Raw genomic sequence first — 24,862 nt, forward strand, 5'->3', positions numbered from 1 at the left:
GAGGTTATCAAACATGAACGCTTATAAAAAAGTCCTGATTGCAGTCATGTATGCAACGGTTTTTATGGATGCTTCCGCTGAAGAGTCTGAATTAGACACTTTGGGCGAGGTGAAAGTGAAAGCTTCTGCTGATGCGAATGCTAAAGGCCTGATGAAGCCTTATGCTGGCGGACAGGTTGCGAAAGGCGGGCGGGTTGGCGTGCTTGGCAATAAAGATGCCATGGATACCCCATTTTCAATCAACGCATATACCAATGAGTTGATCCAGAACCAACAGGCAAAAAGTGTAGGGGATGTGTTACTAAATGATCCTTCCGTACGCGTTGCCCGTGGCTTTGGCAACTTTCAGGAGTCATATTTTATTCGTGGTTTTCAACTGTATTCCGATAGTGTTGCATATAACGGGTTGTATGGAATACTTCCAAGACAGTATATTGCGGCCGAGCTCTTTGAGCGTGTTGAGGTTCTGCGTGGTGCCTCCGCATTCTTAAATGGGACAAGCCCGAATGGGGATGCCATTGGAGGCTCGATTTCTTTACTGCCAAAGCGAGCACCAAATGAGCCATTGAGCGTAGTAAATGCTGGCTGGAGTTCTGGTAACCAACAACTTATTTCTGCAGATGTGGCAAGACGTTTTGGCCCGGATGACAGTGCCGGTATTCGGTTGAATGTGTCTAGGCGTGATGGCGGTACTGCAGTTGATAAAGAACATGCTGAAGTTGATCTGATTTCGCTGGCATTAGATTGGCGCGGCGAGAATTTGCGGTTGTCTGGGGATATCGGGTATCAGGATAATCATCTGAAGCAAACGCGCACAAACGTCACGCTTGCTGCGTCGACAGGTGTACCGCGAGCGCCTAGTAGTGATTCAAACTGGGCGCAGCCATGGTCTTACTCTAATGAGCGGGACACCTTCGGGACTTTGCGTGGTGAATACGATTTAACTGACAAAGTGACAGCTTACTTTGCCGGAGGCTTCCGTGAGTCACATGAAGCTAACTCGTTAGCAAATTTGACAGTCAACAACTCTGCGACTGGCACGGGTACTTTCTATCGTTTTGACAATACCAGAGAAGACTCGGTAAGAACCGGTGAAGTTGGCCTAAAAGGTAAGTTTGAAACGGGTTCTATCAGCCATGACGTTGTATTAAATGCAAACTTATATCATTTTGAGAAAAAAGCAGCGTATACGTTTGATTCTGGTAATCAGCTCAATACCAACTTATATGCCCCAACTTATTATGCCCTGCCTGCATTTACTGCAGGCGCAGGTTCAGGTGGTGTGTTGGATAATCCGAATACGACAGGTAGAACGATTTTACGTAGCCTTGCCATAGGTGACACACTGGCCATGTTAGATAATCAGTTGTTGTTGACGCTAGGGGTGAGAAGTCAGCAAATAGCTGCGACAACCTATGATTACAATGGCGTGTTTAGTAGTGCGTACGACAAGACGAAGCTGAGCCCTGTGTTGGGTGCGGTAGTAAAACCCTGGGACGGCATCTCTCTCTATGCTAATTACATTGAAGGCTTGTCACAAGGGGCAACAGCTCCAGGAACCACCGCTAATCGAGGTGAGACGCTTGCCCCCTATGTCTCAAAACAGAAAGAAGTGGGAGCCAAGTTTGATTTTGGTAAGGTTCGGGTGACTACTGCTTACTTTACCACTGAGAAACCACGCGGTTTTATCAATGCGGCGAATGTATTTACTTCGCAAGGGAAAGAAGAACACCAAGGGGTTGAACTGATGACTTATGGTCAGATTTCGCCCAGTTTGCGGGTGTTGGGGGGGATTACCTGGTTGGATGCCAAACAGAAGAATACGGGCAATGCCTCGACGGAAGATAAGCAAACGATTGGTATTCCAGATCAACAAGCTAACCTGGGTCTAGAGTGGGATGCATTTATGGTGCCTGGTTTAACATTTGATGCGCGTGTGATTACTACTGGCCATGTGTATGGTAATGGCACAAACACTCAAAGACTGCCAGGTTGGACCCGTTTAGATATCGGCGCAAGATATGCGACTGAGATTGAAGGGCATTTATTAACCGTTCGTGGCCGTATTGATAACATCACAGATCGTGATTATTGGGCCTCTGCAGGTGGTTATGCAGGGCTAACCTCTAATTCCGGCTATCTGGTGTTGGGTGCGCCACGGACTATCACCGTCAGCGCCCAGCTTGATTTTTAAATACGAGGTAATTTGTTTTGCGTTCGTCTTTATTATTGGTACATCGGTGGTTAGGCATGGCTAGTGCTTTGTTTCTAATGATCACCGGGCTCACTGGTGCCATTATTTCATGGGATCACGAGATTGATACGTTACTGAATCCAGCGTGGATGCATAGCAAGTCACAAGGTGCGCATCAGTCGACATTAGTGCTTGCAAAACAGGTGTCAGAGCGCTATCCACAAGTTCAGGTCAGTTCGATTCCGCTGAGTGTTGAAGAGGGGCATACGCTGACCATTGGCGTCAGGCCATTATCTAATCCACCGGATGGCATGGTGCCTGTTAAATTTAACCAGGTGTTTATTGACCCCGTCACCGGCCAGGAGCTAGGCAAGCGGGAGTGGGGCGCCGTGTGGCCGGTAGATCGGACCAATGTCGTCTCTTTTTTGTATAAGTTGCATTACAGTTTGCACCTGCCCGAAATGTGGGGAATCGACCGCTGGGGACTATGGTTGTTAGGCGGCGTTGCGCTGATTTGGCTGATTGATAGTTTTGTTGGTTTTTATCTTACCTTGCCCAAGTTTGCCAACACCCCAAAAACCAAATTGCACAAAGTACAACAGAACACCCAAGCCTCGTTCTGGAAGCGCTGGTGGCCTGCATGGAAAATGCGCTGGAACAGCAGTACGCACAAACGTTACTTTGATATGCATCGTGCTTTTGGCTTATGGACATGGATATTGCTGATGATTCTGGCATTTTCTGCCTTTGCCCTTAATTTACGCCGTGAAGTCTTTATGCCAGTCATGAAGTCTGCGTTCACACTGACGCCCACTCCTTCAGATATACGTCCGCGCTTACCGGTCTCACAACAATTACCACCGCAGGTAGATTATGGAAAAGTGCTGGCGATGGCGATCAAGGAGGCGCGTAGGCAAGGCTGGCATGAGCCAGCAGGACGCATATCTTATAGCGCGGCATACCAGTTGTTTAATGTGGATTTTTATTATCCTGATGCCGATCATGGTGTGGCAGGTGCCGGCCATAAACGTTTGTATTACGATAGCTTGGATGCACATTATGTTGGCAAACGTATTCCTTGGGAAGGCACAGCAGGTGATGTGATTGTGCAAGCCCAATTCCCCCTGCATTCTGGCCGTATCTTGGGCCTGCCCGGCAGGATTATGATTTCTGTCATGGGAATGGTGGTGGCCACGCTTTCTGCAACGGGCGTGTATTTATGGTGGAAAAAGCGCAAGGCACGAAGCATTTCTGAGGGAATGCTGCGCATGAATTCGTTGCGTACGCATCGTTCATGAGCGCTTTAGCCACACTTACGTGGCGTTATTAAAACGCCAACCTCTTAGCAATCCGGTATGTTTACTGGCCCCTGGCAGGGAGGGGTGCTGAGGGTGTTGAAAATAAAAATCAGATTGATCTTGTTGTTTGCCAGCCATCGAGTTACGCACTCCAGTAGCCAGCTTTATTTAATGGGAGTGTTGTGTGACCGTGATTCGATTAAAAACAGTTTATTTGTCGTTGTTGTTAGCCTTGCCGATGTCGGCTGTTTGGGCGCAGGGGGAGGCTGAGAAGACTGCTTCTGCGCCAGCTGCAACAAACACTGATGACGATCAGCAAACTCTGGGGGAAGTTGAGGTATCGACCAGCCGTCGCCAGAGTTTTCACTCAAACACGGTACAGGTCGGGACTTTCAGAGACATGAATCCGCTGGACGTGCCCTTGACCGTGAACACGGTGACGCGTGAGGTGTTGGATGCGCAAGCGACCAACTCATTGTTTGGCGCATTGCGGAACACCGCGGGGGTTTCGCGCTCGCAATTGAGTGGCTCGACCTATGACAATATTGCGATCCGCGGCATTCTGGTCGAGAACCGCGGAAACTACCGGCTCAATGGTTCGTTGCCGATTATTAACCTGATTGATACGCCGCTAGAAAACAAAGAGCGGGTAGAAGTGCTCAAAGGGGCTTCGTCTCTGTATTACGGCTTGGTGCCGCCCTCTGGCATTATCAACCTGGTGACCAAGCGGGCTGGTCAGGTTGAAAACAAAAGCCTGACGCTGTCTACCAATGAATTTGGCACGCGTAGCGCCCATGTGGACTATGGCAAGCGCTTTGGCGCTGATCAGCAGTTTGGTGCACGCTTTAACGTGGTCACTGGCAGTGAAGATATTGGCATTGACCATTATGACGGCAGCCGTGGTCTGGTCTCAGCCGCATTGGATTGGCGTGCAAACGATAAATTGTCTTTCAAGCTTGACCTTGAGCATTACCGCAAAGATGTTTCAGAGCAGGCTGCGATTGTAGTGCCTAATGCTGTCAACGGTAAGATCACGCTGCCGCCTGTGCCAGCAGCGACACAAAACCTGGCGGGCAAATGGCAGCACTATGATGCTGAGGCAACCAATATTCTGTTCAGGACCGATTATGCCTTGAGTGATGACTGGAGTTGGTTGTTTGAAGCTGGACGAGCTAAGACGGAGCGCGACCGTAACTTTTCACAGTTTCAGAACTTTAACCCGCTTACGGGTGAAGGAGAGTTGCAAATTTCATTTACACGGAATCAAGTGTTTACCAACACCAACTTTAGAACCGAGTTGCTTGGTTTGCTGGAGACAGGCCCGATCAAGCATCAGCTCACCTTGGGATACACCAGCAATCAGCGTGAGGGCGTGACACCTATGTTTGCAACTCGTACATTGACTCAAAACTATTTTAATCCCAGAGTCGTTCCTGTGCTTGCGGCGGTTTCCAATAACCGTTTATCTGACCAGACAATTCTGGATCGAGGCCTGTATGTATTTGATCAAATGGCGTTGACAGACCAATGGACCCTCATGGCAGGTGCGCGGCAAAGTCGTTATGACACTGAGACCATTGCCACCAATGCAGGCACGGCAACGACTACGCGCTTCAACGCCAAAAAAGTCATTCCCTCCGTGGCGCTGATGTACAAAGTTCAGCCAAATATTTCTCTCTACGCCAGCTACATTGAAGGTTTTGAGGACAGTGGGCAAGTTCCGACTAGATGGTCAAATGCTGGCGAGTTACTCAATCCTGCGAAATCAAGACAAAAAGAAATTGGTGCAAAGGCGCAAGTGTTTGATCGTTTTTTGCTGCAATTGGCCTATTTTGATATTGAGCGTGCCGCCGCATTTGGTTATCCGAGTACTAATATCTATAAGATTAACGGTGACGCAAATTATCAAGGCTTGGAATTTGCTGCTACTGGCGAGTTGACGGAGAGGCTGTCTGTTGCCGCCTCTTTCCTGCTGATGGATGCGACCTTGAAAACACCTGACGCGGCCAGCAATGGCAATATGCCAGAGAATACGCCAGAGAAAACTGCCAGTCTGTTTGGCGAATACCAGATTGCGCAGGTCCCAGGCCTGTTTTTGAGCGCGGGCTTGTTTTATAGCGGCAAGCAACAGGTGAATGCATTTAATCAAGCTAGCATAGATGGCTACACGATTGGGTCGGTAGGGGCCAGATACAAGACCCTGCTGGGCAAGCAAAAAGCCACTTTTCAGGTCGTGGTCGACAATGTCACGGATAAAGACTACTGGAGTACCGCAGGGAACAGCCTGTTAGGCGTCGGCCGACCAAGAACCTTGCAGGCCAATCTGCGCCTGGATTTTTAACTGGCCCCTGTCACACGCAGCTACTTTGATATTTGAATCAGGCTGGTTGCCCTGATGTGGTCTGTACCCAGAGCACAGGCCGCACCTAATTACATTTAAACGTCACCGCTCAATTATGTTTGCAAATATGACGCTTGGGTTGCCACCCGTATTTACATTTGCACAAATAAATGTTCGCACAACCTTTCATTGCTTGTAAAAATGAGAATTGTTATCATTCGTGCTTATTCAATTTGCAAGCCAACGAGCATTGTTTCCAGTAGCCAGCAATTAACTCATTCAATCAATGACGGGAACTATTTATGCCATCCGGCTTTAATAAAAAAACAATGACGATAGCGCTGATGATGGCGCTTCCAGCAATTGCGATCGCGGCAGATGAAGAGAAAAAAACTGCAGACGCGACTCAGACCATGACCGAGGTGAAGGTCAAAACGCAACGAATTCAAGATGCGCCTAATAAAGGCTATCAAGCGACCAAGACCCGCGTCGGTAAAACCTATCAGGATCCGCAAGATGTGCCGCAGGCAGTCACTACGCTAACCAGAGAATTGCTGCATGATCAGCAAGTGGGCTCACTACGTGAAGCCTTGCGGAATGTGGTTGGCTTATCAGTCAATGCGGCTGAAGGGGGCCGTGCTGGCGATAACTTTAACCTGCGCGGTTTTTATACCTTTGGCGATATTTACCTGGATAACATGCGTGACACCGCACAGTACAACCGCGAGACATTTAACCTGGAGCAGGTGGATGTACTGCGTGGTTCTGCGGCGATGTTGTTTGGGCGTGGTCAGGCGGGTGGTGTGATTAACCAGGTCACCAAGATGGCTGAGTTAAATGACAAAAATACCGTGACAGGTAGCTTGGGCAATTATGATTACCATCAGGCGACAGGCGACTTCAACAAGAAGCTGACAGACACTGCCGCGATTCGCGTGAATGTGATGGATCGTTACGAAGAAACGTATCGTAAGAATCCAACGACAGGTGACCGCCCATCATTTGACCGTCAGGGGATTGCAATTAGCTTTGGAGCGGGCATAGGCACGGAAAATGAGTTTTTCTTAAATCACGTCTACACACAAACAAGAGATGTTCCAGACTTCGGTATCCGCTTTTTTAATAAGCGTCCTCAAAGTGATGCCTCAAATGGTGCGAGTGATAAAACATTCTGGGGTGCCAAAAACAACTTTGATGATAGTGATACACGCATTACGACGGGTATTTTTACTCACAAGTTTGATGATGATACGCAACTAAGAACACAACTTCGCCATGCAAGTTACCAGCGTGCATACTGGGCTAAATTACCTCCTAATAACACAGCAACTCCAGCCTTTCCAACTGAAAATAGTAGCGTAGGGTCTAATCAAGCGCGCTATTTAAATTATGAAACAGTTAATTTGCAATCGGATTTCAGTACTAAATTTGAGCTAGGGGGCATGAAACACAGTCTCTTGTCTGGCGTTGAGTATTTGCATGAAAACTCTTATCGTGCGAACTTGGTGGATCTGGATAGCTCTTCAGGGTTTTATTATCGCCGTCATGCTTATGATAAAAGCAACCCAACGAAATTTGACGCTGACAACTATGCTGTCTATCTTCAAGATAGTGTTGAGTTTATTCCAAACTGGACAGCATTGGCTGGTATTCGTCGCGATGAAATGAAGGCCAACTACTCTGCTGCGACATCACCCAAACTAGATTTTGGCGAGAACAGTTACCGGACGGGCTTGTCGTGGCAGCCAAATACCGATAGGCATTACTACCTCACTTTTAGTGATTCATTTAGTCCAACAGCGGACCTATATCAGTTTACGACGGTAAGGCAGCCTGCTGAGCGGGCCAGGACTCTAGAGCTTGGCTCTAAATGGTTGTTTATGGATGGGGATCTGGCCGTTAGAACTGCGTTGTTTACGACAACCAAAGATTGGGAACGTAATACGGATTTGTTAACAGCAGTGAATAATCCAATTCTGACCAAGCGTCGCCGTACCAATGGTTTTGAGTTTGAAGTGACAGGCAAAGTGACCGATCGTTGGGATGTTTTCGCCGGGATTGCCCTGCTGGATGCCAAGATCATTAACCCGGCAGTTAATATTTGTGCGCAAATTGCTAATGGGTGTTCGACAGTTGGGCAGGTTAATGTTGCTGATCCGCGCTTTGCTGGAGAACGTGCAAGAAACACTCCTATAGGCACATTTAATTTGTGGACTACCTATGCGCTGACCGATGCCTGGAAGATTGGTGGTGGAGTTGAAGCCAAGGGTGAGCGTTATGCATATGTTCCTTCTGCTACTGATGCGGGTACAAACTTTGTCAATGGTGTGTTTAAACCAAACGCTGCCCCTGGCTATGCAAGAGTGGATTTTATGGCAACGTATGAACAACCAAAATGGGCGGTCAGGCTAAATGTCAAAAACCTGCTTGATAAGGTATATTACGATGCAGTCTATGATAACGGTGGTTTAGTGGTTCCAGGCAACCGTCGTCAGGCTATCGTCACTACTGAGTACAAGTTTTAGGAGTTAATTTGCTGTTAAGTTTACCGGGGGTTTTGCTTGAAGAAGAGCTGCATACTATCCGTTCCTTGCTGAAGCAGGCGCAATGGGTGGATGGCCGCACAACCGCCGGTATTCAGGCAGCCAGCGTTAAAAACAACCAGCAACTGGCCGAAGACGACCCGTTGCTGGCACAAATCCGCAGGATCGTTTTGCAGGCATTGCAGCGCGATCCTTTATTTTTTTCGGCCGCTTTGCCAGACAAAATCTTGCCGCCTTTTGTGAATCGTTATGCGGGTGAGACCAATGCCTATGGATTTCACGTCGATAGTGCCATGCGTCATATGCCGGATGGCAGTGCGCGGGTACGGGCAGATGTTTCGGCTACCTTGTTTTTTAACGACCCGGATGAATATGAAGGCGGTGAGCTGGTGGTGCAGGATGTGTTTGGTGACCAGCGCATCAAGCTCAAAGCGGGTGCTATCGTCATTTATCCTTCCAGCTCGGTGCATGCGGTGACGCCGGTCACGCGTGGTGAGCGCTTGGCCAGCTTTATGTTTATTCAGAGCATGGTGCGCGACGCCGCGCAACGGCGCATGCTGTTTGATATGGATATGGCCTTGGTTCGCTTGCGCCAGCAACAAGGTGAAACGCCAGAAGTGGTGCAGTTAACCGGCATTTACCATAATCTGTTGCGCCAGTGGGCGCTCTAAGCGAATGCAGTCCTTACCTTTGCTCTCCTATTTTGCACAGCAAGCGCAAGCCAAATTGCCAGCTGATGTCTGGCATTATTTGCAGTCAGATGCCGGGAACGGGTTGCAATTGCAGGTCAACGAAGCTGGTTGGCAAAGCAAGAAAGTTTGCCCACGTCCACTCCAGCCCCTCCATCAGCCCAACACAAGTTGTAGCATTTTTGGCGAGCAATGGGCGCATCCCATCCTGCTGGCGCCAGTGGCTTATCAGCGCTTGTTTCATGCCGATGGCGAGATTGGCACCGCTGTCGCTTGCAATGCCCAGCAGGGGCAGATGATGGTGAGCAGTCTGGCCAGTCAACCCGTGAGCGAGATTGTGATGCAGGCGCAACAACCGCTCTGGTTTCAGCTCTATTGGCAAGGTGATCGTGAACGTACCCAAGCGTTATTGCATAAAGCCGTGGCAGCTGGCATTAGCGCAGCCGTGTTCACTGTCGATGCGCCAGTCAAGCAAGCTTTGATCGATTTACCCGAGGGCATTTCCGCGGTCAACCTGGCGCAGCCATTGGCGATGCGACCCTTGCAAACAGGCCAAAGCGCGGTGTTCGATGGCTGGATGACGCAGGCGCCGACCTGGGACGATGTGGCCTGGCTCAGGCAGCAAGTGAAACTCCCCCTGTTACTGAAAGGCCTGATGCATGTAGAGGATGCCCAACGGGCGGTGGAATGCGGCTGTGACGGCGTGGTCATTTCCAATCACGGTGGCCGCGTGCTTGATAGCACTCCGTCTGTGGCGGCAGTGCTGCCAACGATCGTGGCTGCCGTGGGTAGTCAATGTAAAATCCTGGTGGATAGTGGTGTCCGCTCCGGGCAAGATGTGTTTAAAGCGCTGGCGATGGGCGCCGATGCCGTTTGTATTGGTCGCCCTTACATCTGGGGCCTGGCTGCAGAAGGCGCCATGGGCGTGGCAAAAGTGATCCGCACTTTGCGCGATGAGCTGGAAATGACCATGGCGTTGACTGGCGTTTCGAATTTGGCAGAGCTGCGCCAGGTAGAATTGTTTGAATCATGAAAAGGACGTTTTGATGAAAAAAATTGGTTTTTCACTCTTGTTGGCAATTGGCCTGTTGCATGCACAAGCTGCGTTGGCCGCGGCGGATTGCAAATCCTATCCAAAAGAGGAGTGGGCTTCAGAAGATACCCTTAAAGAAGCACTGGAAGCAGAAGGCTATACCATCAAAAAATTTAAACTAGACGGTAATTGCTACGAAATTTATGGCCGTAACAAAGAGGGTAAGAAGGTTGAGATTTACTTCGACATGAAAACCCTGGCGATCGTCAAAGCCATCGGCTTGAAAGACTAAGTGGCGAGATGTTGCAGCCATCCGCAATGCTTTGGCCCTGGTGGGTGCGTCTGAGTCACTGGCTGGTGGCAGCCGGGGTGATGGCATTGTGGCTGATGAGCCATGTCTGGTATGAAACGGATGCGCTGCATCGCATGGTTGGCTACACTGTGCTGGCAATCATTATGATCCGCATCATGGCCGGGTGTTTTAGCGCATACCCAAGTGCGCGCTTTCATCTGCCCGGCCTGCGTGACATCCGCTTGCACATTGCAGATGTGCGTCAAGCAACCCTGCCTGTGCATGCCGGGCACAATCCGCTAGGCCAATGGGCCGTGTATGTCATCTGGATGCTGATTGCCTTGCTGGCGCTGACTGGCTGGTTAAGCCGCACCGATGCCTTTTGGGGCGAAGAGGGGCCGGTTGTGATTCATGCGCTGTTGAGTTGGTTACTGATGGCCGAGATTGCATTGCATATTGTTGCGGTGATCTGGATTGGACGCTTGTCCAAGCAGCATTTAGTGCGGCAAATGTGGCATGGCCGCATTCACTTACGCAAATAAGCGGGCCTTGCGCCTTTAATCTACTTCAATCGGTGGGGCAACCTTGAGCACTTCGTCTACGGTTGTCAGGCCTGCCGCAATTTTCTCAGCACCGTTTAACATCAAAGGTTGCATCCCCGCTTGCGTGGCGGCTTGTCTGAGCTGGATCAAATCGGTTTCAGGCGTGATCAGTTTGCGTAAGGTCGGTGTGAGTGTCAGCATCTCATAAATGCCGGTGCGACCACGGTAACCCGTGTTGCGGCACTCCTTGCAGCCCACGGCTTTCATGATTTTTGCCGGTATGGCGGCCTTGAACGGGCGCGTAACGCTGGCCCATTCTGCCTCAGAAATGGTGGCTTCTGTTTTGCAATGCGGGCACAAGGTGCGCACCAGCCGCTGCGCCATAATCCCCAGCAGGCTGGAATGTATCAGGTAGGCTGGCACGCCTAAATCCAGCAAGCGTGTGACAGCCGATGGCGCATCGTTGGTGTGCAGCGTGGATAGTACCAGGTGGCCGGTCAGTGCGGCCTGAATCGCCATATCGGCAGTTTCCTGATCGCGGATCTCGCCGACCATGATAATGTCCGGGTCCTGGCGCATCAGCGTGCGTATGCCTTCGGCAAAACCCAAGCCGATATTCTGTGTCACCTGCATCTGGTTAAAGGCCGGCTCTATCATCTCAATCGGGTCTTCTACCGTACATACATTGACTTCATCGGTCGCCAATTGCTTGAGTGTGGTATACAGCGTGGTGGTTTTGCCCGAGCCGGTTGGCCCGGTGACCAGAATGATGCCGTTGGGCTGGTGAGTCCACTGCGCCCATTGCTCGCCCTGACGCTTGGAAAAACCGAGTAACTGAAAATCCTGTACCAGCACGTCTGGCTTGAAAATCCGCATCACCAGTTTTTCGCCAAACGCGGTCGGCATGGTCGATAAGCGTAATTCAACCTCCTTGCCATCAGTGTCTACGGTTTTGACACGACCATCCTGCGGGCGGCGTTTCTCCACCATGTCCATCCGCCCCAGTAGCTTGATGCGGCTGGTAATCGCATTCATGATATTGCTCGGCAGCTGATACACCTGATGCAAGACGCCGTCGATACGAAAACGCATCAAGCCCAGATTGCGGCGCGGTTCCAGGTGGATATCACTGGCGCGCTGTTCAAACGCATATTTAAACAACCAGTCGACAATGCTCACCACGTGCTGTTCATTCGCATCCAGTTGGCGGTCTTTGCCCAGCTCAATCAACTGTTCAAAGTTTTGTACGCCGACAATTTGCCCGGCCTTGGCGGCATTGGCAGATTGAATCGCTGCAGAAAGCTGATACACCTCGGGCAAATAACGCTGCAAGTCCAGCGGATTCACCATGACCACTTCAATGCGCAACTTCAGCATACGCTCCAGATCATGCAGCCAGGTCTGGTGGAACGGATCGGCCGTCGCAATTGTGGCCACCCCATTCTTGACCGTAATCGGCATGATGCGCAGGCGCTCGGCATAGGCTTGCGACACAATTTGCGCCGCGGCACTAAAGTCCAGTTTTAGGGGGTCGATTTGATAATAAGGCACTGCAGCCTGCTCTGCCACAAAGCGGCTCAGGGCCTCTACAGTCAATAATTGATTGGGGTTTTGTAAATCCGGCCATTTTTGCTCGGCCACAATCACAACCGGGTGAATTTTGGAGCTGTCCCGCTTGCGATCTTTATAAAGCTTTTCAGCCTGGACTTTATCTGCATGCCCATGAGCAACCAGCATGCGTAACAAATCCGAGAGCCGCAGGCTCTCTATGGTTTTGGGTAAGGAAACAGGGATTGGACTATTCATGTCACATGCTGGCTAGACTAGCTGCAAATGATGCAAGAGTCATGCCATCAGGAGGTGGCAGAAATGGTCATATTGGTTAGATTTGAAATGTGTTTAGCCCGGGGTGTCTAAAGGTTTTTAATTTGAATCTGTCACTTATTGTTGAGCGTTATTAAGTTTTGATTTGGGGAAAATCTTGATGGATGTTTCTTAAAGAGATATTTTTTGCCTCTAGGCGAGTTGCTTTCTGGTGCTTTTCTACCAGAAAGCAATCTAAGAGGAGGATACTCAGCCATCACGCCCTTACGGCTTCCTTGCGTTGCTTGCAGCTAAAGCAAGCATAGTGGATGTGAGCATAAAAGATGATCGTTTCTATAAAAAACGTAGATTTATTTTGCGGTCTTGCATCAGGGTCAGCTATCACAAATTGGCAAAAGGTGAAGATGATCAGTGGTAACGCCTATAACCTTTTTTCATTATGAGTTAGCTCAATATCATTCTTTCCCTGAAAGCCATTTATTTCGAACACAGTAGTGTTTTACGAGCGTGTTAACTTTATCCAAGAACAGATTTCTTGCTGCGCGGTTCCAAAGTTGCAGTGCAAGACGATCAGGTATATGTCTCAAGTTTTCAGGCAAAATTGATTTGAAGTTTTATTGCTCCATTCTGATGGGCTACATCCGATTTCCTCCATGAACATACATGTAAAAGCTGAAACAGATGCGTAGCCTAAGTCATTGATATCTCTGTAGTACAGTAATTCGTTGATAACTTGCCCAATGTGAAAAATGCCTTAAATTTTCTTTTCCGTTGCCTGTTGTTTAAGCCAACCTCTGACTTAAATTTACGAGTCATTCTGTTAGCACTTGTCCCTAATAATTTTCCCCACTCATTGATAGAGCGATCTTCCGCTGATTTTCCGCAAGATATTTTTACTGCATATTTTAAGGAAAATCGATAAAGAGGATGGTTGCCAAAGAGAGGCTTAATACTGCATAAAATAGAACTTGCAAAAATGTGATAGTTGTTTGTGGGTGATAGCGAGAAACTACGTGTAACTCTGTTGCTCTAGAAATTTCTCGATTTCGAATTGTCGAGTGGCAGGTGATTCATTATTGATTATTCACAAAGGTACTATCATGAAATCAAATGACACTGTCCAAGCGTTACATCCTTTGGATCCTTTATCAACTAAGGAGATAGCGCTAGCTAGCCAAATCCTTCGTCAGAGTAAAGGTCTAGGGAGTCAATGTCGCTTTCCCTATTTGTACTTGCAAGAGCCAAGTAAAGACGAAGTGATTGATTACATTCCAGGGCAACCAATGACTCGTCGAGCCTTTTCTTTAATCTTGGATAAGGCAACGGGAGACACTTTTGAAGCCGTGGTGGATTTACGTTCTCAAGAGATTATTTCATGGGAAAAATTGGACATTGAAACACGCGGGCATGCACCTATTATTCTTGAGGAGTTCGATACCTGTGTAGAAATTGTACAGAATGATCCTGACTGGCGAGCGGCACTAAAAGCACGCGGACTGAATGATGCGGATATCGAAAATATTCAGATTGATCCTTGGTCTTATGGCCACTTCTTTGAGAATAAACCAGACTATAAGCATCGCCGGCTAATGCGTGGCGTTGCTTTTGTGAGAGACAAGTTAACTGACAATGGCTATGCGCGTCCGATAGAGGGCCTGGTTGCAATTATTGACCTCAACGAAGGTCGAGTGATTGAGTTGCTTGATGATGGTGTGGATATTCCGGTACCTCAAAGAGTAATCAACTACGACACGCCATCCCTTGGCAAACCGAGAGAAGGGTTAAAGCCGCTGCATATTATTCAGCCTGAAGGGGTTAGTTTTACTGTTGATGATGATTGGAAAGTCTCTTGGCAAAACTGGGAGTTTAGAGTCGGCTTTACACCGCGTGAGGGGTTGGTGCTTCACCAATTAGGATACGCCGATAAAGGTAAAGTGCGCCCTATCATCTACAGAGCCAGTATTACAGACATGGGGGTTCCTTACTCTGATGAAGCGTTAAATCATTATTGGAAATGTGCATTTGATGGTGGAGAGTATGGCTTGGGTCGTCTGGCAAATCAACTTGAACTAGGGTGTGACTGCTTAGGCGCCATTCGCTATTTTGATATACCCACAGTGAATGACTTGGGCGAACCCATCGTCATGAAGAATGCAATTTGTATGCATGAGGAGGACTACGGAACACTTTGGAAACACTATGAATTCCGCTCAGGTGTTTATGAAATCCGTCGTTCGAGAAGGTTGGTTATTAGCTTCTTCTGTACTGTGGCGAATTATGACTATGGATTCTATTGGTATTTGTATCAGGATGGCACTATTCAGCTAGAAGCCAAGTTAACTGGCATCATTCAAACTGGTGCTGTTAAGCCTGGAGAAAAGCCGTCAGGAGGCATGGTGACTCCTGAGTTGTATGGGCCAACGCATCAGCACTTCTTTAGTGCGAGGTTGCATATGATGGTTGATGGGGAGCGTAACTCAGTCACCGAAACCAATTTTTATCCGCGCCCGATTGGAGAGGGAAATCAATATGGCAATGTATTTAATACCGAGACGATTACCTTCGCCAATGAATTAGATGCCTGCCGTGAAGCCAATGGGCAAAGTGGTAGATTTTGGAAGGTAATCAATCCAAATATTAAAAACTCAGTCGGCAATCATCCTGGCTACAAGCTTGTCGCAGAGCATAATCCAGTCATTCTTGCCCAGCCAGAGAGCCAAACCGGACGTCGCGCTGGATTTGCGCGTAATCATCTATGGGTGACTCCATATTCCCCAGATGAGCGATATGGGTCAGGCGAGTATCCCAATCAGCACTATGGCGATGGCTTACCTGTATGGGTTAAACAGAATCGCCCGATTTCCAACAGCGACATTGTTGTCTGGCATACGTTTGGGCACACGCATGTTTGCAAGCCAGAAGATTTTCCAGTTATGCCAACGATGTATGTGGGATTCAAACTACAGCCAAATAACTTCTTTGAGCTAAATCCGGCAATGGATTTACCAGCAGGGGCAGACACAGCAAGTGTTGCTGATGGGGAGGGTCATTCGGCGCCATGCTGTCAACATAATCCTCTCTAACCACTCGTTTTGTGATCCGCTCATGTAGTGCATGAGCGGGCAGGGATCGTATATGCGTGATCAAATCATGATGAATCATCAGATTAGCTGGGAGTTAATGGCAATTGCAGTTTTTGCGTTATTGTTAATTAATAATCGAAAAGCGTGTAGAGCCTCTCCAGGCTTAATGATTACGGCCATTACAACGATGGTTATAGGATTAATGCCTCAATTAGATATTCTGGCTAGACATTCCGTATGGCTTCATTGCTTGCAGAGTGCGCTCATTCATCATGTAGCGCCGATGCTACTACTCATGGCAGAGTTAAAGTTACCATCAAAACTTAACAAGCCCTTTGCTCAGATTTTAGCGTCTCCATTAGCAAGCTCCCTGATCATGCTTTCCTTTTTAGCCATGAGTGTGATGTGGGTCTGGCCAGAACTACATATCCAGTTAATGCATGATGGAAGTTTGTACAGAGCAATGAAATGGGCAATGGCGATCAGCGGTGTTTTGTTGTGTTATGCAGCAGCGATTCTTTATCAGCAGGGTTTCATATCCTCGCTTAGATTTTGGGTATTTCATTTGGCAATTACGGTGCCTCAGGTCTTGGTCGGCATATTGTTAATGATGGCCGCTCCTCTATACCCAATGCCGCAGTGTTTATCAAAGACGAATGGATTGGTTGGCGTATTAATTAAGTTAGGTCAATCTCTGGACCCTAGGGCTGACCAAGCATTGGGAGGAGCTTTATTGTTAATTTCCGCAACACTTTTTTTTGTACTATCAAACAGATTCTGTGACTTTTTACGTGTATCAGCGAATCCTGTCCATAGATGATTGATCATGAAAGTTTACTATTATGAATTTAAAAATACATACTCTTCTCTGGGCATTTTTGATAATAGCCCTTGAATTCCCTTTAACGGTGTTGGCGGATACCTCTACGGTAATTGATACTGGAGCAACTGCGTGGATGCTTACTGCATCCACGCTACTTGCTATGATGTATTTACCCGGGTTAGCAATGTTTTATGGCGGGATGGTACGCTCAAAAAACGTACTTTCTATCTTCACGCAGTTAATTCTGTCTGCTGGCATTATTGGCGTATTGTTTGTCGTGTATGGATATAGCCTGATGCTTGATATGACTGGAGCAAGCCCTGGGCACATTACGATTAGGAGCTTTATCGGCGGGCTGGATAAAGCATTTCTTGCTGGCATTGATACTGGTGCTGGAGCCATTCCTGAAGGCGTAATGATTATGTTTTTAATGATGTTCGCTATTATTTCTCCCGCTGTGGTAGTTGGGGGTTTTGCTGAGCGCATCAAATTTTCTTCAGCAATATTATTCCTCATTTTATGGTTCACATTTGCCTATTTGCCAATGGCTCACATGGTTTGGGCCGGACCTGGTGCATTGTTGGCCGATTGGGGCGCGTTGGATTTTGCTGGAGGTACTGCCGTCCATATCAATACAGGTGTGGCTGCATTGGTGGCTGCAATCATGGTCGGCAAACGTAAATACTATCTTAAGGCTGCCATGCCGCCCCATAACCTCGTGATGACATTGGTGGGAGGTGGTCTGCTCTGGGTGGGCTGGTTTGCTTTCAATGTCGGGTCAGGTATGGCTGTGGATGCAAAAGTAGGCACGACCTTACTAAATACGCAATTAGGTGCATGCGGAGGGGTGATTGCATGGGCAATAATTGAACGAGTCAAACTTGGACATGTGAGTGCTTTAGGGGTGATATCAGGGGCAATTGCAGGCTTGGTCGGGATTACTCCTGGCTGTGCATTTGTTGGTACATTTGGAGCAATACTGATTGGAATGTCTGCAGGGGTGGTATGTTTTATTGGGGTGACTTCGATTAAACAAAAATTTGGATATGATGATACGCTGGATGTGTTTGGAATTCATGGTTTGGGGGGGATTGTTGGGGCGTTGATGACTGGGATTCTAGCCTCGGACAAGTTGGGAGGGCATATTGTGAATATGAACATTACCCATCAGTTTTTAGCGCAGTCTGCAAGTGTGTTGTTTACTATTTTTTATAGCGTCATCATTACCTGGATCATTCTTAAATTGATTGATTTAACTGTAGGTCTAAGGGATTCTGATGAAGTTGAAGAGCAAGGTTTGGATATTTCTCAACACAATGAGCGTGCTTACAATCCCTAAAATTTAAAGGTGTTTATTTTTTCGGGTGCCAGGTCTTCTGGTGCCCGTTTTTTATTGCAAGGTATTTGTGGATTGAAGGAGGTGACGAATTGCAAATTAACTCAACCGTCACCATTTACGATGGTCGGAAGGCCTTTTTCCAAATAGTTTTCTATACTCTCGCCCGAAGTGGCTGGAATGAGTAAAACCATAATGGTGTGCGATGTCGGTTAATGCCCAATCGGGGGAGTCTCTAAGGCCTCTATCTGCAGCATTCAGCCTGACTGCTCTTAGGTAGTTGTTCGGTGATACACCGGTCACCCTCTCAAATGCATAAGCCAGAGTGCGTCTTGGTATCCGCAATTCATTACAAAGTGTCAGTATGCTGATTTGACCTTTCTCATTTAAAATTCTGTCATGGCAGTATCGGACAAGATAGTGATGGTTGGATTCCAAATTTCTGATCCTTGATCGTTGACCTGCTACATCCATTCCTTGTAAAAGGTAATTAATCACTTCATCTCTAAAAAGCGCTTGCACACGCCCTTTTAAATTGCCGGCTAGATCAGGCGTTCTATCGTCTAAAACATGTTTGCACAATGATTGCAGGGCACATAAAGCGGATTCATCGCATCTTAGGGAGTATCCTTTTGGATATTTCAAAAAGGTATCAAAGTCTTCTGGGACAAGCATTTTCTCTAAAAAAGACTCATCTAGAGAAATAACTACATAGTCAGTTTCTCCTTGTGTACAGAGAAAGAACTCTGCACTTGAGGGGATTAATGTAAAGCAGTCGGGTCGTAATGTATGATTGCTAAGCTTAGTATCTTGCGTGCCACGAATAGGAATAATAAGATTGAATGTATTTTTGGGGGCCATGGTATGTTGAACAACGCTGCAGTTCATATACTCACGAAAAATTCGCATACTCGGTAATTGTACGTCTTGCAAAAAGCCTCTAAATTCACCTGGCGTTAATTGGTCGTAGTGCTGGGACCAGCCATTTAAGGCTGCTGCGTGAAAAACGATATCATCAAACTTTTGCGTTTCTGACAGCATGTGATTAATGACTATATTTAAAATGAATTAAAGTCTTACTTTTGTGAGCAAGCAAAAAACATTCCATTTTTACCATTTTTTTTACATCGCTAATATAGCCGTTATCGTTATTTTTAGAGAGACGTTCAAGCGAGCTTGCTGAATAACACCTGCGTTGTAAAGCCTAAGCAGTTTCATAAATAGTTTCCTGTTAATTGCGCTATTGAATTCCTTTATTATTCCGAAGGTTCTTAGGAGTAATGGCGCATGCCATAAAGCAGATGCATTGCACCGTAAGGGGGCGCATGCATCCTTTGTTGCACTCGGGGTCATGCGTGCGGAAAATGTACCCGCCGCCTTAAATGCTGGATGGATTTGTCCGAATTTTGTGGGAGGTGAAAAGGGCTTGCTTAGTGAAGTATTAAGTCTTATTAAGTTTTTGAAATGGCATTTCAATTCGCATACTCAAATCCAACGCCTGTATATTTTTAGTCAGCGCGCCAATCGAAATCCGGTCTACGCCTGTTTCCGCAATCGCCCGCACCGTCGTTAAATCCACATTGCCCGATGCTTCCAGTAATGCTTGCTTTTGATTGATTGCGACAGCTTTACGCAGGTCTTCCAGCGTGAAATTATCGAGCAAGATACTGGTGGCGCCGGCATCTAGCGCTTGCTGCAATTCATCCAGTGTTTCCACTTCGATCTGAATATTATCCGTGCTGCGCATGGCAAAGGCGGCTTCAAGCACGGCGGCAATCGAGCCTGCGGCGGCGATATGGTTTTCCTTGATCAGGATACCGTCGTACAAGGCCAGCCGTTGGTTGGCGCCACCGCCAGCGAGCACGGCATATTTTTGTGCCAGGCGCAGGCCAGGCAGGGTCTTGCGCGTATCGAGAATTTGCGCTGGCAAACCGACAATGGCGTCCACATAGCGGCGGGTGTGAGTGGCTACTGCAGAAAGCGTTTGCAAAAAGTTGAGGGCCGGGCGTTCGGCACTGAGCATGGCGCGAGCGTCGCCATGAATATGGACCAGCGCTTGATTGGGGACGACGCGGTCACCGTCTTTTACCAGCCATTCGAGCTGGATGCTGCGATCCAACTGCGCAAAGCACTGTTGCGCCCAGGCACAGCCGCAGAGAATGGCAGCCTCACGGCTGATGATGGTCGCGCTGGCCTGGGTGCCGGCAGGGATCAGTGCAGCGGTCAGGTCGCCTTTGCCCAGGTCTTCTGCCAGGGCCGATTGCACTTGCGCCGCTATCAGATCGGCATTTAAGTAGTCGGGCAAGTGTTGGTAAAGTGATGCAGTAGTCATGAGCAGCTCAGTCAATTTAAAATTTATGCAGATGAGCGTTCTAAGCCCATGGCAAAAGCTATTATAATAAAAGCACCCCAAGACCAGCGAGTTTTGTACCATCGTATTGCGTCATGGGGTATTTTTTCGGTAAAAGTACTCTTCAATCCGGCTCACATCACACTATGCAGCTTTTATATACGGTTAACAGTCCCTATGCACGTAAAGTGCGTATCGTCGCCATTGAGAAACATATTGACCTGACTTTGACGGAGGTCGTGCTGTCTGCGCCGGATTGTCCCGTGAGCCAGCACAACCCGTTGGGTAAGGTTCCGGTGCTGGTGCTGGATGATGGCGACGCCTTGTATGATTCACGCGTGATTGTCGAGTATCTGGATCATCGTACGCCGGTGGCCCACCTGATTCCGCAAGACCACTCAGCCAAAATCAAGGTCCGTCGCTGGGAGTCACTTGCCGATGGTGTGTGCGATGCTGCCGTGGCGGTGATCTTGGAACAACGCAAGCCAGAGGTGCAGCAGTCTGCGCCATGGATAGAAAAGCAATTTGCCAAGGTGACGGCTGGCCTGACCGTGCTTGATAATGACTTGCTAAAGAAAAAGTGGTGTGTCAACGAAACGTTCAGTCTGGCAGACATTGCCCTGGGCACCGCGCTGGGCTACATAGACTTGCGTTTTAAAAATGTGCAATGGGAAGGCAAATACTGGCAAGAGAAGTTTCCTAATCTGGCCAAACATTACGGGGTGCTGGTAAAGCGTCCCAGCTTCAAGCAAACCATACCACAGCCTTAAGGCACCTTATCTCAGCATTCCGTCCTAAGCTGTCGGGATGCTGTCTTGATTTTCTCCAGTTGATCTTCAGCCGTTCACCTTGTGATGCGGCGCTTTCCCCTTGTCTACCTTCTCTTTCATTCTGCCTTTTGGCCTCACTGCATCTATCTACTTACGCTTAATCAGAGATCATATTTTTACGTTGCAAAACTAAATGATAATTGTTATCATTTAAGAATACTCAAAAACATGATCAATACATGCTATGCAGGCAATGAATGCACCCGTCAAAAAAAGATTGCTAGAACTGCTGGATGAGCTCATCGCTCATGATGGCTTTGGTAGCATCAAAGTGGATATACGCCTGCTCAAGCGGGGACAGAAAGAAGTTATTATTGATTGCGGCAAGCAGTACCGCTATGTGGTTGATTTTGAGTCCAGGCAGGAGAAGCAAGGCGCCTGACCATGCGTGATTAAAACAACATCACTTTTATTTTTTAATTTCAATTTTATTGCCATGCGCAAAGCGTGGCGATTGAAATACTCAACGGTGTGGGTCCGTGAGACTTCATTTTAAAAAAATGGCGCGATGGCCTTCGAGAGGAAGGGGCACAAGCGCTCGTTGAGGAGAAATAAATCATGAAATTTTCAGCTTTGGCATTCACCTTAGGCATGCTGTTCAATAGTTCCGCGTTTGCGACCCAGGCAGTATGGGACACCGCCAATCCCTGGGGGAGTCTGACACCAGCGAGTTATGCTGAGTGGAACGTCTTTAACAGCACCAATGACAATACACCAGATGTCGCTGTGACTGCCGGGATCACCGCTTCTGTGCAAGAAACTACAGGCGGTGCTTTTATCACTGGCGGGGGCAATATTTATAGTTTCTCTGGTGCTACGGCCTTCACCGCGACCTTGAGCGGTGCCAGCACAGGCCTGTTTGATGTCTATCTGCGTATTGCAACCTTGGGCACCCTGGCCAACAGTTCAGCAACCTTGAATGGCGTTACAGCGACTTCCGTGTTGCAGTTTAACGAAGATCAAGGCACCGTGATGGGAGGGGCAACTGCTGAACAAGAGTTGTATTGGAAATGGAGCAATGTCGCCGCTTCCAGCCTGTATACCTTTAAATTCAATGCCAATTCATCCAGTATGAGTTTGGATCAATTGGCATTGGCCGCCGTGTCCGTGCCTACTGTGACACCGGTGCCTGAACCTGAGGCCTTTAGTCTGATGGGCTTGGGACTGGGTTTGATGGCATTTGTCGCGCGCCGCAACGCAAAAAAACAAGCCTGATTCCCATTCGGCTGACCATGGCAAAGGGGCTGTTTAGCCCCTTTCTTGCGCGCCTACTTATTTTCTTTAAATGAACATCACCGGTTTAAAGCGGGCTCGCTCTCTTGCGATCCTCTCCAGTTGCCTGCCTGAAAAAAGCTTCATTCGCACAAGGTTAACCTTGTTTGTGGGGCTGTGTTGGCTCGCCTGTTTTTTTTGGCCTCACGCCGCCTGGGCTGAGCAGACCATACCAGACGTGGAGGCAACTGACGTGCAAACGCCCCCTGCGTCTCCAGCACCCACGATAAAACAGCCAGGGGCCGAGGAGGTGGATACGCTGCCTGAGGTCACCATCCAGGAAAAAAAACAAAAAGCGCCCGAGACTGGGATCAATCCAACCTTGCCGGTTACCACCATTACCAGCGAACAATTGCAACGTGCCCAGCCCAGCAATATTTTTGATGCGGTCAGAGCCGTGCCAGGGGTGTCTATCTCTGGCGGACCACGGCCGAGTGGCATGACGTTTGGGATTCGCGGCTACGTGGACAATGAAGACGTGCTGGTGAAAGTGGATGGCGTGCCCAAAGGATTTGAGAAATACCGCATGGGCGGCACGTTTATCGAGCCTGAGTTATTGAAAAGCATAGAAGTACAACGTGGGCCGCAGATTGCGAGTGGCTCAGGTTCATTGGGAGGCACTGTCAATGCGACGACAAAAAATGCCGAAGACTTTTTAAAGCCCGGTCAGAAGTATGGTGGCAAGGCCAAGTTTGGCTATGGCAATAACAGCGATGAATATTCACGCTCCTATCTGCTGTATGCGCGCCCCGATGAACGCGTGGATATTTTGTATAACTATTCCAATCGGCAGGCCAATAATTTGACCTTGGGCGATGGCTCCAAGCTACAAAGTTCTGCGATTGAATCTATTTCACAGTTGCTCAAGGTCAGTGTGTTTCCAACCGAAGACTTGCAGTTGGTGACCTCGGTGGTGAAGTTTGAGGATACCGGGCTACAACCCTATGATGCGACAGGCGGACAACCCGGTTTCTTTGGCAATGTGGTGCGTTCGGTGGATGATCTCACCTGGTCAGAGACAGTGAACTACGATCCTCAACACCCGTGGATCAACTTTAAGGGCACTATCGGCGCCGGGCATACGCATTTGCAAGATGTGATTGGTCAGGGTGCGCCGTTCAATTCCACGTTTAATGCCTTGCAAAGGCAGTGTCAGGGTGTCATCAATACGACAAATCCCGCGGATACCACGACTTGCCGCGGCAATTTGACGGATACGTACGAATATAAAACAAACACCGTAGACCTGAGCAACCGGGCAATCTTTGCTGAGAAAGATCTATGGTCTGTTTCGTTACTGACGGGCTACCAATACAACGCCAGCGAACGTGAAATTACCCGCTTCTTCGACAATCGGAAGACCGCGTTACAAGCGCTTTATCCCGATGGCTTTAATGCCTCAGCGCCGCCAGGGCGCAAGTCATTTCATGCCGTTTATGTGCAACCAAAGTTTGAGTTCGGCGCATTTTCAGTGATCCCGGGCTATCGCCAGGACCGTTATCAAGTAGAGACTGATGGAGGGACTTTGGCCTTGCTCGCCCCGTATGGCCAGGCAAGCACCATCAAATTCAAACAAGAGACCTGGAGTCTGGGCCTTGCCTATGATGCCTTCGCCAAACAAAACCCCGACAAACTAACCTTTTACAGCAATTACGGGCAAGGCTTCAGGCCGCCCCTGATTGATGAATATTTTACGCAGGGGCCGTTCAGCCGTTGTCGTGCGCAAGTCATGACAACCAAGGGGCCGAAGTCGCAGATTTGTGGGGATTTGTATGTGCCGCAGCGCTCTGAAACCACCGAGGCCGGGGTGAGTTATCAAACACCGCACTTGTTCAATAGCACTATCTGGTTTTCAGGCAAGCTGAATTTTTATCACACCTATACCTCGCATTTGCTGACCTCATTGCGTGAAGATGCCAATGGCAATCTTGCGCAAGATGGTTGGGAGCGCAGAAACGGGGTTGAGGTTGAAAGCTTTTTGCAATATCGTGGGTGGTATCTGCGTAGTGCGTATTCCAGAATCAATGGTGGGATTAATACCGGGCTGGTCAGTGCGCCGTTGTATACCGCGCCAGGCAATGCCTTCAATGTGCAGCTGGGCGCCGTGCTCTCAGAGGCAGTCGATCTGAACCTCAGTTACCGCAAGGTTTCTGACCGGGATATCCTGTTAAGTGGGGATGGCACCACCGCCAGCCCTTACCGGTTTGGGACACAGGACGGCTATGCGCTTTGGAATGCAGGTGCCCGTTGGCAGGCGAGTAAACATGTGACGTTACGACTGATCGGTGAAAATCTCAAAAATACGCTGTATCGCCTGGATGGCACCATGGGCGGCCTGGGTATGTACGGCCCGGGCCGGAATGTGAAATTTCAGGTTGAACTGACCTACTAGCCAAGATGGGGCATTGGCGG

Annotated in this window: 18 protein-coding genes; 15 read left to right on the plus strand and 3 right to left on the minus strand. The window is 48.5% G+C overall.

Annotated elements, in window-relative coordinates:
• Nucleotides 1-13: 13 nt before the first annotated feature.
• The 8 genes from INP77_RS11775 (at nucleotide 14) to INP77_RS11810 (ending at nucleotide 10,932) form a co-directional block, all read left to right on the plus strand.
• The gene (locus tag INP77_RS11775) at nucleotides 14-2,194 is read left to right on the plus strand and encodes a TonB-dependent siderophore receptor (protein ID WP_194749249.1); all 2,181 of its coding nucleotides are present in this window, start codon (nucleotides 14-16) and stop codon (nucleotides 2,192-2,194) included.
• A 35-nt stretch (nucleotides 2,195-2,229) separates the two neighbouring features.
• Entirely contained in the window at nucleotides 2,230-3,492 is a 1,263-nt protein-coding gene (locus INP77_RS11780; protein ID WP_228518922.1) for a PepSY domain-containing protein, read from the plus strand.
• A 184-nt stretch (nucleotides 3,493-3,676) separates the two neighbouring features.
• On the plus strand, nucleotides 3,677-5,833 hold the full coding sequence (locus INP77_RS11785) for a TonB-dependent siderophore receptor (RefSeq protein WP_368667940.1): 2,157 nt from the start codon (nucleotides 3,677-3,679) through the stop codon (nucleotides 5,831-5,833).
• Between the two features lie 302 nt (nucleotides 5,834-6,135).
• Nucleotides 6,136-8,358, plus strand: coding sequence for a TonB-dependent siderophore receptor (locus INP77_RS11790; RefSeq protein ID WP_194749251.1), 2,223 nt, complete (start codon nucleotides 6,136-6,138; stop codon nucleotides 8,356-8,358).
• A gap of 8 nt (nucleotides 8,359-8,366) precedes the next feature.
• Nucleotides 8,367-9,047, plus strand: a complete 681-nt coding sequence (locus INP77_RS11795) for a Fe2+-dependent dioxygenase (protein WP_194749252.1) — start codon at nucleotides 8,367-8,369, stop codon at nucleotides 9,045-9,047.
• Between the two features lie 4 nt (nucleotides 9,048-9,051).
• Nucleotides 9,052-10,098: an alpha-hydroxy acid oxidase gene (locus INP77_RS11800; protein WP_194749253.1), complete on the plus strand. Its 1,047-nt coding sequence runs from the start codon at nucleotides 9,052-9,054 to the stop codon at nucleotides 10,096-10,098.
• A gap of 13 nt (nucleotides 10,099-10,111) precedes the next feature.
• A complete protein-coding gene (locus tag INP77_RS11805) occupies nucleotides 10,112-10,390 on the plus strand; it encodes a PepSY domain-containing protein (protein ID WP_194749254.1) in 279 nt (92 codons plus the stop codon).
• An 8-nt stretch (nucleotides 10,391-10,398) separates the two neighbouring features.
• Nucleotides 10,399-10,932: a cytochrome b/b6 domain-containing protein gene (locus INP77_RS11810; RefSeq protein ID WP_194749255.1), complete on the plus strand. Its 534-nt coding sequence runs from the start codon at nucleotides 10,399-10,401 to the stop codon at nucleotides 10,930-10,932.
• 15 nt (nucleotides 10,933-10,947) lie between these two features.
• On the opposite strand, the gene INP77_RS11815 is transcribed toward INP77_RS11810, so the two are convergent.
• Nucleotides 10,948-12,738: a GspE/PulE family protein gene (locus INP77_RS11815; protein ID WP_194749256.1), complete on the minus strand. Its 1,791-nt coding sequence runs from the start codon at nucleotides 12,736-12,738 to the stop codon at nucleotides 10,948-10,950.
• Between the two features lie 1,094 nt (nucleotides 12,739-13,832).
• Between INP77_RS11815 and INP77_RS11820 the strand changes: the two genes are divergently transcribed.
• The 3 genes from INP77_RS11820 to INP77_RS11830 are packed head-to-tail and all read left to right on the plus strand — an operon-like array spanning nucleotide 13,833 to nucleotide 18,001.
• Nucleotides 13,833-15,839: a primary-amine oxidase gene (locus INP77_RS11820; protein ID WP_228518906.1), complete on the plus strand. Its 2,007-nt coding sequence runs from the start codon at nucleotides 13,833-13,835 to the stop codon at nucleotides 15,837-15,839.
• A 52-nt stretch (nucleotides 15,840-15,891) separates the two neighbouring features.
• Nucleotides 15,892-16,659: a cytochrome c oxidase assembly protein gene (locus tag INP77_RS11825; RefSeq protein ID WP_194749257.1), complete on the plus strand. Its 768-nt coding sequence runs from the start codon at nucleotides 15,892-15,894 to the stop codon at nucleotides 16,657-16,659.
• Between the two features lie 22 nt (nucleotides 16,660-16,681).
• Nucleotides 16,682-18,001, plus strand: coding sequence for an ammonium transporter (locus INP77_RS11830; RefSeq protein WP_194749258.1), 1,320 nt, complete (start codon nucleotides 16,682-16,684; stop codon nucleotides 17,999-18,001).
• Between the two features lie 108 nt (nucleotides 18,002-18,109).
• Here INP77_RS11830 and INP77_RS11835 read toward each other — a convergent pair whose 3' ends face one another.
• Together INP77_RS11835 and nadC are read right to left on the minus strand one after the other, a co-directional pair.
• Entirely contained in the window at nucleotides 18,110-19,039 is a 930-nt protein-coding gene (locus INP77_RS11835; RefSeq protein WP_194749259.1) for a helix-turn-helix domain-containing protein, read from the minus strand.
• 400 nt (nucleotides 19,040-19,439) lie between these two features.
• Nucleotides 19,440-20,330, minus strand: coding sequence for a carboxylating nicotinate-nucleotide diphosphorylase (nadC, locus tag INP77_RS11840; protein WP_194749260.1), 891 nt, complete (start codon nucleotides 20,328-20,330; stop codon nucleotides 19,440-19,442).
• 164 nt (nucleotides 20,331-20,494) lie between these two features.
• Between nadC and INP77_RS11845 the strand changes: the two genes are divergently transcribed.
• From INP77_RS11845 to INP77_RS11860, 4 genes are all read left to right on the plus strand, one after another.
• Nucleotides 20,495-21,118, plus strand: a complete 624-nt coding sequence (locus INP77_RS11845; protein ID WP_194749261.1) for a glutathione S-transferase family protein — start codon at nucleotides 20,495-20,497, stop codon at nucleotides 21,116-21,118.
• Nucleotides 21,119-21,362: 244 nt separating this feature from the next.
• Complete coding sequence (locus INP77_RS11850) at nucleotides 21,363-21,560, plus strand: hypothetical protein (RefSeq protein WP_194749262.1); 198 nt, start codon at nucleotides 21,363-21,365, stop codon at nucleotides 21,558-21,560.
• Between the two features lie 176 nt (nucleotides 21,561-21,736).
• Complete coding sequence (locus INP77_RS11855) at nucleotides 21,737-22,393, plus strand: PEP-CTERM sorting domain-containing protein (RefSeq protein ID WP_194749263.1); 657 nt, start codon at nucleotides 21,737-21,739, stop codon at nucleotides 22,391-22,393.
• Nucleotides 22,394-22,643: 250 nt separating this feature from the next.
• Nucleotides 22,644-24,842 (plus strand): TonB-dependent receptor, encoded by a 2,199-nt coding sequence (locus INP77_RS11860; RefSeq protein ID WP_368667941.1) that lies wholly within the window; start codon nucleotides 22,644-22,646, stop codon nucleotides 24,840-24,842.
• Nucleotides 24,843-24,862 lie beyond the last annotated feature (20 nt).

The organism is Methylophilus sp. 13 (assembly GCF_015354335.1).
Taxonomy (GTDB): domain Bacteria; phylum Pseudomonadota; class Gammaproteobacteria; order Burkholderiales; family Methylophilaceae; genus Methylophilus; species Methylophilus glucosoxydans.